The sequence below is a fragment of the Dorea sp. Marseille-P4042 genome (assembly GCF_900290215.1).
GTDB lineage: Bacteria > Bacillota > Clostridia > Lachnospirales > Lachnospiraceae > Dorea > Dorea formicigenerans.
Map to the genome: position 1 here is coordinate 609977 of NZ_OLMI01000003.1, position 15345 is coordinate 625321.

Here is a 15345-nt window from a genome sequence, read left to right on the forward strand (position 1 = left end):
CTGATTAATCCTGCACGTATGGCATTAATGCAACGTGACGAGCTCTCTTGATTGCTACTGTAAGAGCTCTCTGATGTTTTGCACAGTTTCCTGTAATTCTTCTTGGAAGGATTTTTCCTCTCTCAGAAACATACTTTCTTAACTTTGCTACATCTTTGTAATCGATCTCGTTATTCTCTTTACCACAGAATACGCATACTTTTTTTCTTCTGCGTCCTGGATTTCTTCTTTTGAATCCGCCCTCTGGACGAGCTGTTTTATCGTAAGCCATTTTATTTGCCTCCTAATACTTTGAATCTTCTAAATTCAACGAACCTTAGTTAAATGGGAGTTCTTCATCAATTCCATCCGGAATATTCATGAAGCCGTCACCTGCATCAGCTGCCGGCGTCGGAGCCGGTGCCTGCTGGAAACCACCTGCATGGGAAAAACTTCCCGCATTGGCATCACTTGTAGCTTTGCTCTCAGCAAATTCCTGTTCTTCCACTACAACGTCTGTTGTATACACCTTCTGTCCATCTTTGTTCGTGTAGCTTCCTGTCTGGATACGTCCGGTCACAACAACCTTCAGTCCCTGACGGAAATACTTCTCAGCGAACTCAGCGTTTCGTCCAAACGCAACGCAACCGATGAAGTCAGCAGTCTGATCATCACCATTACGTTTGAATCTTCTGTCTACTGCCAACGTATATCTCGCAATTGCCAGAGAATTCTCTCCACCCTGTGAATATCTCACTTCTGGATCTCTGGTCAGGCGTCCCATCAAAATAACTTTATTCATATAATTACCTCTTCTTCCTGATTATGCTTCCTGTCTTACGCATAAATATCTGATGACATTGTCCATAATGCGGATTCTCTGCTCGATCTCGCCTGGAACATCAGCCTCAGCATCGAAGTGGATGAAGTAGTAATATGCTTCTTTCATTTTCTGAATCTCGTAAGCTAATCTCTTCTTACCGCTCTCATCAACGTCAGAGATCTTGCCACCGAAACGCTCTACTAAAGCCTTTACTTTCTCGATAACCTGAGCTCTCTCGTCATCTTCGATTTTTGCACTGACAACAACAGCTAATTCATACTTATTCATGTCGTCCTGCACCTCCTTCTGGTCTTTTGGCCCCCGCCCGCTTATGTGGGAGCAAGGAATTCCACCCTTAAATGGGCAGAAAAATATTGTATCACGGTTATCTACTATATCATATAAGATTCCCGATTTCAAGCCTTTTTCTTCAAATCTTTTGTATTTTTTTCGACCAGTTTCCGTGCTGTCATAATCTGATGTCCGCATCCCATACATTTCAATCGGAAATCCGCACCTACACGTAATATCTCCCACTCTTTGCTTCCACAAGGATGTGGTTTTTTCAATGTTACTATATCGCCGACTTCATAATTATATCCCATGCTGTCCCCTCCCTTGTAATCTGCCGGGTCTTCAACTTTTTCTATTTTCTGTTCCATTATACTGTTCAGCCATTTCTTAAATAAATTACTTTGTCTGTCCCATCTGATTTTCTTGTTCTTTTACTCCAATCACTACAAATCGGTGCTCGTCGCTGGCGCTTGTACATGTTGATAGTGTCACAACGGAATCTGCAGTCGTCACTTCCACACCCGTATCATAAATCGCGATCCGCTTCGTCATATCCAGGTAAGACTGATATGCTTCGTCGTTCTCGAAGCCTGTCAGATACACATCGTCTGTATCCTTGACTGTCGCCGCACTGTAAATATGATATACAATCTCTCTTCCGTCCGGCGTGTAAATGTAAAAATACGGATTTGCTTCCCAGAAAGATTTCTCTTTATATTCATCTAACTTTCGAAACATAGAACCGTCCTTCATACGATGCCCATATATGATTGAATTACGATCATTGAAATTTGCATTATTGTCCGCATTCAAAAAAATCGTTCCAAGTGTATTATCATTTTCCGAAAATGTTTTGTGTAAATATTTTTCATTATCTGTTGTCTGAACAATCGGATAATTAATAATTGATGGCTCCGGGTAAAAACGGATCCACCCGACTGTATCCGGATTGATTCCTTTTAATTCATCAAAATTAACAGAAAAGCCTTTTTCCGGCTCACTGTCTTCTTTATTAATCGCAATGCTCTGAATCTTCTTATATTCATCACGGCCTTTTGCATAACCTCCGACAATCTTCACAAGTTGAAAGGCTGAAACGCAAAATACAGCCAGTGCCACGATCAGGATGATATTGGATAACATGCCGGCTTTCTTTTTCTTTTCTCTGCGGCCACGATGTGGTCTTCTTCTATTCTTACTCATACGCTGCTCCTTTTTTATTCCTCTATAGTAGCACATCTGCGTTACCTGCTGCAATTATTTTATAATTTTTTAATTTGCAGTTTATTGACTTTCTTTTGCCTGCGCGTATGATATTTACATAGGAGGACGATACTGATGAAAGAAAAATTACAACGCTTTATGTATGGAAGATATGGATTAGATTCCTTTGGGAAATTTACAATTATAGTCTCTTTAGTACTGATGCTTTTGGCGAACTTTGTACCTGCAAGACTGGGGAGTGTATTATCCCTGCTGTGCTGGGCACTTTTGATCTACACATATTTCCGTATGTTCTCAAGACAAACTTATAAACGTGCCTGTGAGAACCAGGCTTATCTGGCAAAAGCAGCGAAAGTTCGACATTTCTTCGCCTCACAGAAAAGTATAATGGCACAGAGAAAGACACATCACATTTACAAATGTCCGACTTGTAAACAGAAAATACGCGTACCAAAAGGCAAAGGCCGTATTGAAATCCGCTGTCCGAAATGTAACACAACATTTATCAAGAAGAGCTAAGTAAAGGGGCTTTTTATGTTTGGATATATTGCAATCAACAAAGCTGAAATGAAATTCAAAGACTACGATGTGTACCAGGCGTACTATTGTGGTCTTTGTCGCCGTCTGAAAGAATGTTACGGAAAGCGTGGCCAACTGACACTGTCCTACGACATGACATTTCTCATTGTCCTGCTCACCGGGCTTTACGAACCAAAGACTATAGCCGGTGAGACTCGCTGCATTGCGCACCCGCTTGAGAAACATCCGACAAAAATTAACGAATATACAGATTATGCAGCTTCCATGAATCTCATTCTTTCCTATTATAAATGTAAGGACGACTGGACCGATGAGCGAAAGAAAAAAGGATATATTGCTGCAAAAGCGCTGGAGCCGAAGATCAAAAAGATTGAAAGTAATTACCCGGAAAAAGTCCGGCTAATCCACTCAAAATTAGAAGAAATCAATCAATATGAAAAAAAAGGTGAGACAAATCTTGACCTTATGGCAGGACTTTTCGGTGATATCATGGCTGAAATCTTTGCCTGGGAACCAGACGCATGGGAATTATCTCTTCGAAAAATCGGATTCTTCCTTGGCAAATTCATTTACCTCATGGACGCCTATGAAGATGTAGAAAAGGATATTGGAAATAACAGCTACAATCCGCTAAAGGAAGCATTTTTGCAAAAAACTCCAGAACAGTTCGTCACAGAATGCCGCACTCTTCTGACCATGATGATGGCCGAATGTTCCAGAGAATTTGAACAGCTTCCGATTCTGCTTCACGCAGATATTTTAAGAAACATCTTGTATTCCGGGGTGTGGTGCAGGTATACTATGGTTACGTCCAAACGATATGAAAACCAGAATAAGGAGAACAATCATGAATGATCCATACAGCGTCCTTGGCATTTCCCGCGGCGCTACTGATGACGAAATAAAAAAAGCATACCGGGCACTAAGCCGAAAATATCACCCGGATGCAAATATCAATAACCCGAACAAAGATCAGGCAGAAGCCAAATTCAAAGAAGTCCAGCAGGCTTACCAGCAGATTATGCATGAACGCGAATACGGTACTACCGGTTCCTATGGAAATGGTTACGGAAGCTCTTCCGGCGGTTACGATGGAAATAATCCTAATGGCGGCTACGGTGACTTTGGAGGATTTGACTTCGGCGGATTTGACTTTGGAGGATTTGACTTTGGAGGATTCGGAAACTTCCGCGGTTACTCCGGTCAGTATCAGCAGAGACGATCCGGCGCAACCAGTAACGAAGGTGACCTTCATATGCAGGCCGCTGCCAATTTCATTAATAACGGCCGCTACCAGGAAGCAATCAATGTCCTAAACGGAATTGATAACAAGACTGCGCAATGGTATTACTACAGTGCCATCGCTAACTCCGGTATCGGCAATAACGTCATTGCCCTACAGCATGCACGCGAAGCAGCTCGTATGGAACCGAACAATATACAGTACACCACCCTCGTACAACGACTGGAAAATGGTGGAAACTGGTACCGCCAGCAACAAGAACCTTACCAGACAACCTTCTCAAGCAGCGGCGACTGGTGCGTAAAACTATGTATCGCCAACCTCGTCTGTAACCTATGCTGCGGTGGAAGCGGACTCTGCTGTGGTGGAAGCGGAATGAACGGCAGACATTACATATAGAATAATAATGGGGGACGTATTCAAGTCGAACGTTCAAAGTACTACGTCCCCATTATTGATTTAGGGTGTCCTTTTTTTACTTTTCTATTTTTTTCAATGCTTTCTTAAACCGGTTACTGAACAGGATCATGGTGAATGTTACTGCGAAGAAATCGGCGATTGGTTCTGCCAGATATACTCCCATGGTTCGATCTGCACTCCAGATGTGTGGAACAATATAAATTAATGGAATCAACAGTACGAATTTCCTCATTACTGCGACAATAATGGATTCTGGCGCGCAGCCAAGAGAGGTAAATCCCATCTGGCATGCGATCTGGATTCCAAACATAAACATTGCTGCCATATATACACGAAGTGCTGTCTTGCTAAATGCAAGCAGTGCTGCGTCTGATGTGAACATGCTGACGAAAATCTGTGGAAAAAGTTCTACACATAACCACAGAATCACTGCATATCCAACGCTTACCTTTAACAGCAGGCGAAATGTTCCCCGAACGCGGTCTACATTTTTTGCTCCATAATTATAGCTGAGTATCGGCTGTGCTCCCTGTCCAAGTCCCTGTAATGGCAGCATCGCAAACTGCATTACACTGGTCAGGATCGTCATGGCTCCAACTGCAATATCCCCGCCATATTTTAGCAAAGATGAGTTGAAGCACACCGTGATAATACTTTCACTCGCCTGCATAATAAATGTTGCGAGTCCCAACGCAAGACTTGGTAATATAATTCTTGCTTCCAGCTTCATATTCTTTCTTTGTATCTTTAAAAATGTCTTCTTTCCAAACAAAAAGCTGACGACCCAGATACAGGAGCATGCCTGTGATATGATTGTTGCAAGCGCTGCGCCTCGCACGCCCATATGTAATCCAAAGATAAAAATCGGGTCAAGCACAATGTTGATCACTGCACCAATCAGCACAGATAACATTCCTGTCTTTGCAAATCCCTGCGCAGTGATAAATGCATTTAACCCAAGTGTCAACTGCACAAAAATCGTTCCCACTGCATAAATGTTCATGTAGGCTGCCGCATATGAAATCGTATTCTCACTGGCTCCAAATGCCAGTAGAAATGTGCGATTGCCAAGAAGCAGCACAATTGTCAGCACGATTGCCACCAAAATCTGTGTTGCAAAGCAATTACCAAGTGTCTTCTCCGCATCTTCCTTATTATTCTGTCCCATGTAAATAGAAGCTCTCGGCGCACCGCCATTTCCTACCAGCACTGCAAATGCTGACACGATCATAATAAGCGGCATACACACGCCGACACCCGTAAGAGCCAAAGCTCCTACCTTCGGGATATGACCGATGTAAATTCGATCCACCACGTTGTACAGCATGTTAATAAGCTGCGCTGCCAGCGTTGGGATTGCCAGCCGGAGCAGAAGCTTTCCAATCGGTTCTGTCCCTAGGAAATCTTTATCTTTTTCCATAATTTTCACACCTTTTATTCGTAATAATAACGTTGGAGAAAAGTCCAACCATAATGTCAAAAGACTGTCTCGTGACATCAATATTACAAATTATACTATCTGTAACGCCATTGTCAATAACGTCAAATTATGAAATTTTTCGAAAGTCTTTTTGCCGGTAATTTTAATGATAATCCTGACTACTTCAAATTGATTCGAATTTTCGAAATATTTTTTCATTTTGGGGTTGACGAAACCGGAAATCTTTGCTATTCTAAATAAGCATTCGATATGGCGCCATAGCCAAGTGGTAAGGCAAAGGTCTGCAACACCTCTATCACCAGTTCAAATCTGGTTGGCGCCTCTAAAAAAGAAACCTTGATTACAAGGTTTCTTTTTTTGCGTATATGATTTGTACATAAATTTTATTCTCCTGCTTCTACAGGATAGGTCGTTCCTTCCAAATTAGTCTTAAAATGGTAACATACTTCTTCTGAATCACTCACCATCATCATATAAACACTGAATTTTTTCAAATTACGATTTTCAGATGCAACCTCATATAAAACAGCAGTTTCATCTCCAGCCATAGTATACTGGATACATTTTTCTTCATTATTCCATAAAAGCTTGACCTCCGACATTTCCAAAGTTGGAAAATCACTATATTCATAGTCAGTCATATAATCTCTTGGTTCATATGCTGTTTCTGCTATATCGAATACAGATACTTTCTTTCCTCCATACTCAACAGGCGATAACATTTTTACATCCGCACATATTCTTAAATACTGTTCTCCTCTGTCTTCCTCCGTTTTTGGCGTAAAATCTACATATTGATCGTAATAAGACGGATATGAAAACCCAAAATCATCTGCCTGGTATGTGCTCAGATTAGAATAATTGACAAAATTAACAACATAACAATCATGACTCTTTACCGACCAGCCAGACTGATATTCATCTATCCATTCCTTTGTGATTTTCTGCGTAAACAACTCACAAAAAATATCTCCGTCACGGTGCAGATCTGTTGTCCGGACATTTGCATCCAATTTACATTTTATTTCCCCGGAATCAGAATATGAATATATATCCACAACAGATTCGTTCACTCCTGTTTTGTATTGAACTGCAATTTGGTTATCATATGTAAATAATTTCACGTATTTTTGAGCAAATGAATCATCGTCTATTATTTTCGACAAGTCAATTTCTGTCGATGCTGCTTCTTTCCATTTATCCCCTTTTTCTTTATATACGTGAAGGGTCGGGACAAAATCAAAATCCGTGTCTTTATTTTCAACGGACACAATCTCGTCCTGCCCGTCTTCGTCCAAATCATAAAAAACCGCCTCTATGCAGCCAACCGGTACCTTTGGCTTTTCTCTGTAATAATATAATTCATTTCCTATATACTCTTTTCCAGTAAGCTTCACCGCTTCAGGTACTTCTTTTTGAACACTTTCATCTGAATCATCCGAATCATCCGCAATATCCGTTTCCGCTTGACTTTCTGCAGCCTGATTCCTTACAGTCTGTATCCCTGCCACGGCAAGAATGCCTATAACAACAATTATTGTTATTTTTCCACTGACAGTAGATAAGAATTCTATTATTTTCCGCTGCATAGATTTCCCTCCCATTTTCTATACTTTATCATCAGAGTATCCTTATTTTCTATACTTTTTTCTCCAGCTCTACCAGCTCCAGATGCTCTTTTCCCCAGGTACACATAGCATCTAAAATAGGTGCGATACTTTCTCCGAACGCTGTCAGTGAGTACTCTGTCTTCGGCGGCACCACCGGATAGACTTCTCTGTGCACAAGTCCGTCCCGCTCCAGTTCCCGAAGCTGCTGCGCCAGCATCTTGTCAGTTGCTGCCGCTATTAATTTATGCAATTCGCTGTAGCGCAAAGTATGTCCCATCAGATGCCATAGAATCACTGCCTTATATTTTCCACCTATCAATTGGATTGTAGCGCCAACAGAACAGGTACTTTTCTCGACCATTATCTTCTTTTTCATAAACCTTTCAAAACCTTTCCATTTTTATACTTACCAAATGGGTAGTATATTTCTGAGAAGAAATTATATTCCCTTTCCTATAGTATATTACAAAATAGTGCGTTCTTGTCAATTCGAAAATAAGCAATATAATAAAAACATAAGGTACCTGAAACGACATCAAGTAAATACAAAAACAAGTGAAATACAACAATAAAAAAACCAAGTGAATATCAAAAAGCGTTACAACTGCTTATTTTTAGAAGGAGATTTTAACTATGAAATTTGAAGAGATTATTACGAACCGTTATTCTGTAAGAAAATATACAGACCAGAAAGTAGAGCCTGAAAAGCTTGAGAAAATCTTAAAAGCTGCCCACGTTGCGCCGACAGCTGCCAACAAACAGCCTGTTCACCTGATTGTTATCCAGAGCGTGGATGGCTTTGAAAAGATCGGAAAAGCTGCAAATATCTACGGTGCTCCGTTGGCTATTATTGTATGTGCTGACCACAATAAAGCGTGGGTAAGACCATTCGATGAGAAAAACAGCTGCGATATCGATGCTGCAATTCTGACTGACCACATGATGCTTCAGGCAACAGATCTTGGTCTTGGCAGCGTATGGGTATGCTACTTCAAGCCAGATGTAATTAAAGAAGAGTTCAAGCTTCCAGATAATCTGGAGCCGATCAATATTCTGGTAATCGGCTATGACAGTACCGAAGGCGGCGCCCCGAATCGTTTCGACGATGCCAGAATAACAATGGAGGAACTCGTTTCCTACGAAACATTATAATCTATGTTTCACGCAATAATTCTTATTGTATATTATAAATACAAATAATTTATATTGACACTAAATAATTATTTTGCTATATTGTAATTAGAAAGGTGCTACCGATAAGCGGTTAGTCCAAAGATTTTTTATTGTAACCGTATCCTTGGCTGGGGGCGGTTACTTTTTCATTTGATTGATATAAGCAATCAGTAGTATAACAATGTAAATATGCCCATAAGACTTCCATAAGATTTCCTTAAGAAATTTTCGATTTCTTTAAGGCCACGCACATACTTTAGACACATTTCCTCTGTATACTTAATGACAGATAGTTGAGAGAGACATCAATCAATATCAACTATCTCCCCCTCATAAAGTGCAAAACGCACTTAACTCTCATTCCTTTAGATAACTATAAAAACAACGGCAAGAAGCCCACAGGTCACATGACCCGTGGGCTTCTTACGTTGCCAAGCATATGACAAAAAGGTCCGGTGGACCTTTTTTAGTTACCTTTATCCGTGATATTCGCCATTATACTGGATCAGCGTTACATCATCCACATTTTCAATCTTACGGATTTTTTCCGTAAAGTCCATCTGATTCTGCCTGCAGAATACTTCAACTGCCATCTCTGTCTTTTCTTTCCGCATCGTCTTTGATTTGATAAAATAACGAATTTTTCCAAAGCTGCGTATGATTTCATCTCCGGCATCATCTCCGGTATAATGAATTACTACAATATAAATCTTTCCACTCTGCTGTCTGTGATAAAATAAATAAATCATAACAATCATGATCACTGCCGCCAGTACCGCAAGCACATACATACCTGCACCGGCTGTAATTCCTGTCGTTATCGCCCAGAACAGATAAAGAAGATCCATCGGGTCTTTGACTGCTGTACGAAAACGTACAATAGATAATGCACCAACCATACCAAGGGAAATCACAATATTCGTACTGATTGCCAGTGTGACCATACATGTAAGAACCGTCATTCCTACAAGTGTGATTGCAAAGCTTCTGGAAAAAATCACTCCTACGTAAAATTTTCGATAGACCAAGTAGATTACTCCGCCAAGGAGCAGCGCTATGGCAAGTGCCGTAAGCATTCCCGGAACATCGAATTTATCGAATACACCGGATTCCAGTACTGATTTTTTTATTACATCCTGTACACTCATTCGTTTTTCTCCTGTATTTTAATTTTCTGCCCAATATTCAAATCCATTCAGATACCGGGTCTTTTCATAACACAATACGTATTTTGATACTGCTGTAAACTCTGCTGACTGCGGTGGCAGAAGATCTCGTATGATTTGCGGAAGCAGCTCTGTAAATTTCACTTCCATTACAAGCTTTCCAGGCTCCAGAACCGGCAGTGTAGCAAGTGTCGGATTGAATATACCATACCCTCCCACAGCTGCCCGCACGTCGCAATCAAACGTAATCCTCACCGTTCCTGCATCCATGATCCACGGCACCCGGTCATAATCTACAATAGTCCGAGGCCGCATCATATTACTGACACATTCAATATAAAACTCCCTGCACAGAGAATATGGACTGTGCAGCAAAAATTCATATTCCCCCGCCAGGATTTTTTCCACCTCTTCTCTCGTAAGTGGTGCGCTTTCCTTGTAAATGTAACTGCCAAATTTCTTTTTTCGCTCCAGCTTAATGGAACGGTCGCTGTAATCATAGATTCGGATCCGGTACTTTTTACGCATCAGTACGCCGGATTCTTTCTCCTCATAAGCACTGTTCCAATAATCATCAAAGTACAGGCTCCGGATCATATAGCCCCCATCTGAAGCATGTGGATCTTTTTTCAGTAAATGTTTCATACGAAGTTCCAATAATTCCTTCTCACTCGTACTGATCAAGTATTTCCACTCATTCCGAAAATGTTCTGCCGTTCCGGCATGCTCCGGTATCTCAGCATTTTTTAACTGCTTCATATGTTCTGCAATCCTGGCATGACTGATATTCTTAATTTTCTTCATAAATATCTTCCTCAATACGTTGGTCTGCTGTCACATAGAAGCATTTCATACCATAATTCTTGCCATTGTCGGTTGTATAATAATCAAATGCGTCCTGTGTCTTTCCAGATGAATCGGTTGCACGTACCCGTACAAAGTACTGGCCTGCTGCCGGAATACCTGTCTGTACTTCCGGAACTGCCACTCCTTCCTGCCGGAAGATCACGTTCTGGAACTGGTAGTCTGTCGCAAGTTCTACGGTATAAGTAATATCTTCAGCATCAAAATCATAGGACACATCCCAGTTCAGATTCAGCGCATTATCCTGAATAGCCGGGGTTCCAATGTAGAATGGCTGTGGTTTTTCCAGACTTTCCAAATACAATTCATAGTTCTTCTCCACTTCTTCCGGAATTCCTGCTGCCACCGTATCATATTGGGCCTGTGTCAGAGGCGCATGCATTTGATCCGGCATGGAATAAAGATATGGTCTCACCACATTTTCATACTGGCTGATCATCGTGCTCAACCGTTCTTCACTGAGATAATCCTTCATCTCAATGATTGCCTTATCTAATTCTTTCCGAAATGAATCTGATTTCAGACATCTCTGGAACAGTACATTTCCCCAGTAATTACTGATTCCACACTCCCAGCTTCCCTGGTCGGACCAGCCGCGGAGCCCGTATTCCGATCGCATGAAAAATCCATCATTGTCCCAGTCGATAAAATACCATGTATCTGAATTCTGAGGACTGTACAGATACATATTCCGGCTCTGAGTATCCACATTTCCAGTCAGAATCTGGAACGCCATCCAATATACGATATTTTCCTCGTCAAAATACTGTTCCAGCACCTGATTAATAGGGATCGAATAATCATTTACTGCATCCAGCATATGAATCAGCTTTGTGTGGTCGGAATCACCTTTAATCTCCAGCCGCTCTTCAAATGCTTCCTGGTTATATCCTGGATCGTCTGTCGTTTTGATCACATCTTCTTCCCGGTAAAACTCAAAGAAATTGACTTTATAAAGCTGACCTTTTGAATCCAGACCATGCGTCTTAAGCGCTGTCTTATTCAACTGTTCCACCTGCGTGTAAAGGCCATAATCCTGAAAGACATCGGAACTTCCATCTGTGTTATCTTTGACATACAAATGTACGAACTGCGTGCGAAGTCCCATCATCTGAGGAATGCCTTTAATCAAGTCGTAAGCCATCTTATTGCGGAAACGCATTCCTTCTCCTTGATGCTTATTCAGGTTGATGACCCGTTGTCCACGCCACGTTCCTTTATTCTTTTTTAACTCAATCTTATAATTTTTCTGCGCATTACTGCTGGAGGTCTGTCCGCGGATCTGAACCGTTGCATTGGGAACTTCTTCTGCATATCCCACATTTCCACTGGTCGGTCCATTCTCATCCCCGACTTGTAAAAGTCCTGCCACCTGATAACGGTCCACTCCCATATTTTCATAATCTTCTACTGAATAGCTATTGATCTCACTCCAGGAATGATCTGTATTCTCTGAAGCATTTCCCCGGGAGACAGTAAGATACATCGTCACTACACTGGTCTCATCATCATCTGCATACAGCGTGTCCTTATCCCTTAGATGCACACTGTTAATATCTTCTTTCTCCGCCTTTTTCACTGTCTGCGTTTCTGTCTTAATGTCAGAGGTTGCTTCTTCTTTTTTCTCTGAACAGCCGCCCGCACAAAGTGATAAAGCAAGCGACAGTACACATACTGCCGATATGAGTCTATTTCTTTTCACCTGGGTCTTCTCCTCCTTCTAGTTTTTCTTCCAAAAAAGTCCCCAATCGCGTAAATCGTCCTGACTTATCTTCCTCTACAATTGGCTGAACACTTAATATGTAATAAGGAAGCCGTTGTGTAAAATATCCGAGCCGCAAAGCAGTAATCAGGAAAAACACTGCGCTTCCCAGCAAAAATCCAAATCCATAATACACCTGTGAAAACAGTAGTGACAATAGGGTAAATACGGTTGTACACCCGGCAAATGCTGCGGACGCTGCAAATGCCCCTTTATAATCCGTAAAATATAATAATAAAAGAAGCATGGTATTGGCAATTGCATAGATTCCATAGCCGACACACAAGGTCCGGAAATACCCTTCCATCAGATCATTAAATCCGAGAGGCAGATATTTCAATAAAATTCCTCCGATGGAAATAGCAAGCGCCGTTGTCAGCAGTTGTTTTACCGCCGTGTACTTCAACTCCATATTCAGCACTTCCCGCATTTCATTTCCTGCCTGCATAATATCCTTAATTGCACCTTTATCGTTGAACAGGCTGTAATAATTACGATACTTTGGATAGAAATTCACTTCTACCGAAACGACAAAGTTTACTGTCGTGATCAGAATCGTAAGAAATGCGATCAATGCCGGCACATCATGGTACGGCGCTCCGTAAAATAATCCTTTCACCTGCACCCCAAGTGGTCCTGCCCACATAATCACAAGGTGGGTAAACAATCCCAGATTCACAAATAATCCTGTAAATGCCAGTGGCTGAAATTCATCTACCCACCGCAGAAATAAAAATGCACTGGCATCACTTGATGGAAAATACCGGTACAAAAGCACCACGTCCCACAGAAGCATGATCCCATAACCGACACAGACTGCAATCATCAACGCTTCTATATGTGGCATACCGACGATAAGCAATAAAAATCCAACGACAAAAGAAACAACAAGTGCTGCACTAAATGACAGTAGAATCCCTTTGTAATCTTTGATCGCAGTCAGGTAACTCATAGCATTCCAGGTCACGATCAACTCACCAAACAACCCAAAACACAACAGTTTATCCACAAGTCACACACCGGAAAAGATTAAAAATATTCCGTACAGAATTCCTCCGGCTATTAACATAATTCCAGTAGAACCCCAAAAAGAAGGAAGAATTGCCTCAAGCTTCTCTTCATATAACATATCTGCCAGAAATCTGGTCACGACCATAGAAAGAAAACTTGTCACAGTCAGGGAAGCCAGTAACGAGTATGTGACCATGCAGATCAACAGTTCCCTCTCAAATCTCGTTCCACCCGTCTGATTGCACAGGAACATGATTCCAAGAAGCAGTACGATTCCAAGAATCATCGGTCCGGCGCAGATAATACCGGCATATCCGTAAGCTCTTGCGGTTGCAGCAAGACCACTCTTTTTAAACAGCTTTTTCAGTTCAAATCCGATTCCAGCCATAAGCAGTCTCCACCTCCCCGTACAATTTTTTATATTCCTTCATCATTCGTTCGTGGCGGTAATATTTATTTACACGGTTCTGTCCGTTTACTCCCATGCGAAGTCTTAAGCTTCTGGATTCACACATCTTATCCATGGCAGCTGCGAGTCCCTGCCGGTACATCGGCGGCACACAGTACCCTGCCGGTCCAAAAAAATCTCCTTCTTTTCCTTCCAAAAGCTCTCTGCAGCATCCTACATCCGTTGTTACACATGGTCTTCTTGCCGCCAGGGATTCAAGAACCGACAACGGCTGCCCTTCCGAGATACTGGTCAGAATCGTAAAATCCAGTTTTTCCATATATTTTACAATATCAACTCGTCCTGTAAAAATAACATTTTCAAGCTTTAATTGTTTCACAAGCGTGTAACATTCCTGGGCATATTCTTCATCATCCACACCACCCATGATATGTAATCTTACATTTTTCCGCCTTGCACATAGTTCAAAAAAAGCATAGATCATTGTCTTGATATCTTTAATCGGTGCCATTCTGACCACTGCCCCAATATCTACCTGACCATCCTCTTCTTTCAGCGGAATCTGGGACAGGCGCTCATAATTAATTCCATTTTCAATCACTCTGCATTTCTTCTCATCACAGCCCATCTGTATCTGTGTCCGCATGGCATTCGTAAACAGCGCCGTAACCTGAAATGCCCGGCTGTATATAATGTCCGACAGCATATAGAAAAATGAAATCCACTGCTTCTTGTATGTAGCCATGACCCATTTTGCCCGGATAATCTCTTCTTCACGCTCTCTTGTGTAAATCCCATGCTCTGTAAGAAGCACTTTTTTCTGATAAACATAGCCGCCAAGACATGCCAGCATACCGCCATAACCAGTACAGATTGCATGGTAGACATCTGCCTGTGGCACTTCACTTCCAAGAAGATACAGTACCGGAAGCAGCATAGACCGCATCGTGTGAAATGCATCTGCAAACGCAGTATACGGATATTTCTCCTGACAGCTTTTTTCCAGAATCTCCAGGAATTCTTCACTTTTTAAAAATGACATTGGATTGATCTTCTTATCGTGATACAAGCGAAACAGTACTTCCCAGTCCGGTCTCCCACAATCCATCAGCTCACGAAGGCTGTCTTGTTCTTCCCTGGTAAATATATGTAGAAGTTTCCCGGTATCTTTCACATGCAAAGCATCATCTAAGAATACTTCCTTTACTTCCACCACATTTTCCGGGAGTTCATACACAAACTTTCCTTTATCTTCGGCATGTGCTCCAATGACCCACAAGACAAATTCATGCTCTTTCATCTCTTTGATATACTGATGCATCCATGTGGATACACCTCCGTGCACATATGGATAACATCCTTCCAAAATCAAACAAATTCTCAACG

The 15345-nt window shown here is 41.5% G+C and carries 16 protein-coding genes, 1 tRNA gene and 1 pseudogene; 5 read left to right on the plus strand and 13 right to left on the minus strand.

Going from position 1 to position 15345, the window contains the following annotated elements; all coding sequences use genetic code 11:
* Window positions 1-4: 4 nt before the first annotated feature.
* The 5 genes from rpsR to srtB form a co-directional block, all read right to left on the minus strand.
* Entirely contained in the window at window positions 5-271 is a 267-nt protein-coding gene (gene rpsR / locus C7E02_RS16490) for a 30S ribosomal protein S18 (RefSeq protein WP_105310188.1), read from the minus strand.
* 45 nt (window positions 272-316) lie between these two features.
* Complete coding sequence (locus C7E02_RS16495; protein WP_005340597.1) at window positions 317-781, minus strand: single-stranded DNA-binding protein; 465 nt, start codon at window positions 779-781, stop codon at window positions 317-319.
* Window positions 782-802: 21 nt separating this feature from the next.
* Window positions 803-1090: a 30S ribosomal protein S6 gene (gene rpsF, locus C7E02_RS16500; protein ID WP_005340598.1), complete on the minus strand. Its 288-nt coding sequence runs from the start codon at window positions 1088-1090 to the stop codon at window positions 803-805.
* A 128-nt stretch (window positions 1091-1218) separates the two neighbouring features.
* The gene (locus C7E02_RS16505) at window positions 1219-1407 is read right to left on the minus strand and encodes a DUF951 domain-containing protein (protein ID WP_005340599.1); all 189 of its coding nucleotides are present in this window, start codon (window positions 1405-1407) and stop codon (window positions 1219-1221) included.
* An 85-nt stretch (window positions 1408-1492) separates the two neighbouring features.
* The gene (gene srtB, locus C7E02_RS16510) at window positions 1493-2335 is read right to left on the minus strand and encodes a class B sortase (protein WP_105310189.1); all 843 of its coding nucleotides are present in this window, start codon (window positions 2333-2335) and stop codon (window positions 1493-1495) included.
* 99 nt (window positions 2336-2434) lie between these two features.
* Between srtB and C7E02_RS16515 the strand changes: the two genes are divergently transcribed.
* The 3 genes from C7E02_RS16515 to C7E02_RS16525 are packed head-to-tail and all read left to right on the plus strand — an operon-like array spanning window position 2435 to window position 4502.
* Window positions 2435-2839, plus strand: a complete 405-nt coding sequence (locus C7E02_RS16515) for a hypothetical protein (RefSeq protein WP_105310190.1) — start codon at window positions 2435-2437, stop codon at window positions 2837-2839.
* Between the two features lie 15 nt (window positions 2840-2854).
* Window positions 2855-3715: a DUF5685 family protein gene (locus C7E02_RS16520; protein ID WP_005340603.1), complete on the plus strand. Its 861-nt coding sequence runs from the start codon at window positions 2855-2857 to the stop codon at window positions 3713-3715.
* Complete coding sequence (locus C7E02_RS16525) at window positions 3708-4502, plus strand: J domain-containing protein (RefSeq protein ID WP_005340608.1); 795 nt, start codon at window positions 3708-3710, stop codon at window positions 4500-4502. The genes C7E02_RS16520 and C7E02_RS16525 overlap by 8 nt, the downstream gene beginning before the upstream one ends.
* A gap of 76 nt (window positions 4503-4578) precedes the next feature.
* Here C7E02_RS16525 and C7E02_RS16530 read toward each other — a convergent pair whose 3' ends face one another.
* On the minus strand, window positions 4579-5943 hold the full coding sequence (locus tag C7E02_RS16530; RefSeq protein WP_005340610.1) for an MATE family efflux transporter: 1365 nt from the start codon (window positions 5941-5943) through the stop codon (window positions 4579-4581).
* Between the two features lie 272 nt (window positions 5944-6215).
* On the opposite strand from C7E02_RS16530, the gene C7E02_RS16535 reads away from it, so the two are divergent.
* Window positions 6216-6286 (plus strand) — tRNA-Cys (locus C7E02_RS16535).
* 61 nt (window positions 6287-6347) lie between these two features.
* Here the strand turns inward: C7E02_RS16535 and C7E02_RS16540 are convergent.
* Window positions 6348-7553, minus strand: a complete 1206-nt coding sequence (locus tag C7E02_RS16540; RefSeq protein ID WP_105310191.1) for a hypothetical protein — start codon at window positions 7551-7553, stop codon at window positions 6348-6350.
* Between the two features lie 49 nt (window positions 7554-7602).
* Window positions 7603-7950 (minus strand): winged helix-turn-helix transcriptional regulator, encoded by a 348-nt coding sequence (locus tag C7E02_RS16545; protein ID WP_005340613.1) that lies wholly within the window; start codon window positions 7948-7950, stop codon window positions 7603-7605.
* A 257-nt stretch (window positions 7951-8207) separates the two neighbouring features.
* Between C7E02_RS16545 and C7E02_RS16550 the strand changes: the two genes are divergently transcribed.
* A complete protein-coding gene (locus tag C7E02_RS16550) occupies window positions 8208-8726 on the plus strand; it encodes a nitroreductase family protein (RefSeq protein ID WP_105310192.1) in 519 nt (172 codons plus the stop codon).
* A gap of 497 nt (window positions 8727-9223) precedes the next feature.
* Here the strand turns inward: C7E02_RS16550 and C7E02_RS16555 are convergent, their stop codons facing one another.
* The 5 genes and pseudogenes from C7E02_RS16555 to pelF all read right to left on the minus strand — a co-directional run bounded on the left by C7E02_RS16555 (window position 9224) and on the right by pelF (window position 15343).
* On the minus strand, window positions 9224-9895 hold the full coding sequence (locus C7E02_RS16555) for a DUF4956 domain-containing protein (RefSeq protein ID WP_022278997.1): 672 nt from the start codon (window positions 9893-9895) through the stop codon (window positions 9224-9226).
* An 18-nt stretch (window positions 9896-9913) separates the two neighbouring features.
* A complete protein-coding gene (locus C7E02_RS16560) occupies window positions 9914-10717 on the minus strand; it encodes a polyphosphate polymerase domain-containing protein (protein WP_105310193.1) in 804 nt (267 codons plus the stop codon).
* Entirely contained in the window at window positions 10704-12479 is a 1776-nt protein-coding gene (locus tag C7E02_RS16565; protein ID WP_029731055.1) for a CotH kinase family protein, read from the minus strand. Before C7E02_RS16565 ends, C7E02_RS16560 begins: the two co-directional genes overlap by 14 nt.
* Window positions 12466-13938 (minus strand): annotated as a pseudogene (pelG, locus tag C7E02_RS16570) (exopolysaccharide Pel transporter PelG). Before pelG ends, C7E02_RS16565 begins: the two are co-directional and overlap by 14 nt.
* On the minus strand, window positions 13919-15343 hold the full coding sequence (gene pelF, locus C7E02_RS16575; protein WP_005340628.1) for a GT4 family glycosyltransferase PelF: 1425 nt from the start codon (window positions 15341-15343) through the stop codon (window positions 13919-13921). The pseudogene pelG and the gene pelF overlap by 20 nt, the downstream one beginning before the upstream one ends.
* Window positions 15344-15345: the final 2 nt, after the last annotated feature.